Origin of the sequence: uncultured Shewanella sp. (assembly GCF_947495455.1) — a bacterium.
Classification (GTDB): Bacteria; Pseudomonadota; Gammaproteobacteria; order Enterobacterales; family Shewanellaceae; genus Shewanella.
The window spans coordinates 1-2874 of sequence record NZ_CANLZC010000201.1 but is presented as its reverse complement, the minus strand read 5'-3'; the positions used below and the strand labels follow the sequence as shown (position 1 = coordinate 2874).

Sequence of the window (2874 nt, the reverse complement as noted above, 5' to 3'; positions counted from 1 at the left end):
ATCGGTAGAGTGTTTTGGTATTCAGTGTTATTGTGATCACCTTGACTTATTCATATTTTATAAAAAATACAAAAAGCTACCTAAGACTCTATTATCAACTCATCAGGCTTGCTCATTGAGCAAGTCAAGTCTCTATTCATCTCATCGGTAGAGTGTTTTGGTATTCAGTGTTATTGTGATCACCTTGACTTATTCATATTTTATAAAAAATACAAAAAGCTACCTAAGACTCTATTATCAACTCACCAGGCTTGCTCAATGAGCAAGTCAAGTCTCTATTCATCTCATCGGTAGAGTGTTTTGGTATTCAGTGTTATTGTGATCACCTTGACTTATTCATATTTTATAAAAAATACAAAAAGCGACCTAGGACTCTAGTGTTGACTCATCAGGCTTGCTCATTGAGCAAGTCAAGTCTATATTCATCTCATCGGCAGAGTGTTTTGGTATTCAGTGTTATTGTGATCACCTTGACTTATTCATATTTTATAAAGAATTAATAAAACAACTACCTAGAACTCTCTAGTATCAACTCACTAGTGGTTAATTCGATAATTAGACGGCACATGAAGTTTTTCTCGTATACATCCATTTAAACGGATTTGCTGTGGTTTGGTTATAGTAATCAATATAACTATGGATAAGGTTATTTAATGCGTCCTTACTGGCGACCGATAATCGTTTAAGCAATTGCCTTGAGATAATACTAAACCAGCATTCGATTTGATTTAACCAGGAAGCGTGTTTGGGCGTGTAGACGAACCGAATTCGATGTGTCTTACTGGCTAAAAACGCCATTCGACTGTCCATGTTTTTTAATATGCCCGCTTTACCTTTGCACCCTAAATCAGAGGTGTCGCCGACCGTTGGATAAATGACTTTACCTGTCGCGACCTCAATATTGGCAATCAGGCATTGGGTACCATGACGGGTATATTCACTATCCTGACGTTGGATCTGTGTCGGTTTTAGCGGCGTGACAGCACGATATTCTAACGCTTGGATCCCGGTTTTCTCATCCACACTAATGACATGAATATCGTTAGCTCTTAATTGACTGGAATCACGATAAAGGGTACATATTTCATCCACCTTGTCGCTAAACCCAGCCTGGGTCTGCTGAGTATGCAGCCATTGTTCCACTTTATGCGGTTTTAATGCCCCTTGATTTTAAAAAAACGTGCAGCGTGCTGGTTGAAATACTTGTTACAATCTGACGACGAATGACTTCTGTTTTCAAGGTTGACAATGACCAATGGCTCAAAGGCACACCGCTATCCTGAGGCTCTTCACAAGCCACCGCTAAAATCTGCGCAACCTGTAGTGCGCTAAATGTCGAGGGTGCACCACTTCGAGGCAAATCACTCAAAATCTGCTCAATGGTGTCTTTTAGCCGCTTTGGGCTAGCATGTTCACTGAGCTCGACTTCAAGTAATTTTGCTTCATTTGATAACCAACGATGTCGCCATTTTCCCGCTTGTTTTGGCTGTAACTCGACAGCTTTTCCAGCCTTAATATTCGATAGTCCTTCAGAAAAGGATAAAATAAGCTGCGCCCGCTGGCGATGATCACTGCGCGCTGTACGGGATTTAACGATATCAGTTAAAATGGCTTTTGATTGTTCACGTAAGTGAAGCGATGGAGAAACCCAAGGCATAGGTAAAATTCGACTTTGTGTTATGTTCTTTTTATGGGGATATCATACCAGTATCCCTATGATATACAAATCAACATCATAGGGTTAGTAGTTGTAAGATGCGGTACTAGGCCTGCTCAATGAGCAAGTCAAGTCTCTATTCATCTCATCGGTAGAGTGTTTTGGTATTCAGTGTTATTGTGATCACCTTGACTTATTCATATTTTATAAAAAATACAAAAAGCTATCTAGGACTCTATTATCAACTCACCAGGCTTGCTCATTGAGCAAGTCAAGTCTATATTCATCTCATCGGCAGAGTGTTTTGGTATTCAGTGTTATTGTGATCACCTTGACTTATTCATATTTTATAAAAAATACAAAAAGCGACCTAGGACTCTATTATCAACTCACTAGGCCTGCTCAATGAGCAAGTCAAGTCTATATTCAACTCATCGGCAGAATGTTTTGGTATTCAGTGTTATTGTGATCACCTTGACTTATTCATATTTAAAAAACCCAAAAAAAAACCTGCTCAATGAGCAGGTCAGACATATTCAAGTCATCCAAAAGGAAATCAGGTTACCGCTCAAAAGCGTTAATCTATGCTAAGCCATGTTATGGTCTAACACTTGAGTCTAGTGGCACCAAATAGGTGCTTAAAGGTTGATGGATAAAACAAAAATCACATTTAAAGAGGGTTAACCTTTAAATGACATGGCGTAAATTCCGCCTCGCAAAACATTGGCGTCAAACCAAATATTTTTCCAATAAACTGTGTTCATTTGTGAATAAGCCATTTCCGTACTCCTAACAAAGTTGTAATTAAATTACTCTTACAATGCTTAGTTAAATAAACTGATAAAAGTCAGCATCTAAGTGTAGAGTCAACCTGTCGCTCGATTCCATGGAGAATTATCCTTCCTAGATAGACTGTAACGACTAGCCAGTGACTAACCGATGAAAAGCATTATAGATTACCTGTAATTTTATTACAAGTATTTTTTGAAAAAAGTCTTCATTGTGTTTATTTTGGTAATAAAAAAACATAAAATAACTTTAATTTATATAAAACAATAGATTAAAAACAACACTAATTGTGTTAAGGTTCGCTAATTAGTCTTTTAGACAAACAAATTTGAAAATAACATCCCTAAAAGTGGTAATGCCGATCATTTAACGATTTATTGATCGGTTGACTGATCGTTTAAATGCGTCAAAATCCGAGTCCTATCTCT

The 2874-nt window shown here is 37.6% G+C and carries 2 protein-coding genes; both read right to left on the bottom strand.

Annotated elements, in window-relative coordinates:
* Window positions 1-555 precede the first annotated feature (555 nt).
* Window positions 556-1143 (bottom strand): transposase, encoded by a 588-nt coding sequence (locus Q0791_RS24640; RefSeq protein WP_299011911.1) that lies wholly within the window; start codon window positions 1141-1143, stop codon window positions 556-558.
* A gap of 1 nt (window position 1144) precedes the next feature.
* On the bottom strand, window positions 1145-1657 hold the full coding sequence (locus Q0791_RS24635) for a helix-turn-helix domain-containing protein (RefSeq protein WP_299011910.1): 513 nt from the start codon (window positions 1655-1657) through the stop codon (window positions 1145-1147).
* Between the last annotated feature and the right edge of the window lie 1217 nt (window positions 1658-2874).

What these genes read in the sequence shown, in the direction of transcription:
- Q0791_RS24635 (WP_299011910.1), bottom strand. Translation starts at nt 1,657, where the DNA reads ATGCCTTGGGTTTCTCCATCGCTTCACTTACGTGAACAATCAAAAGCC.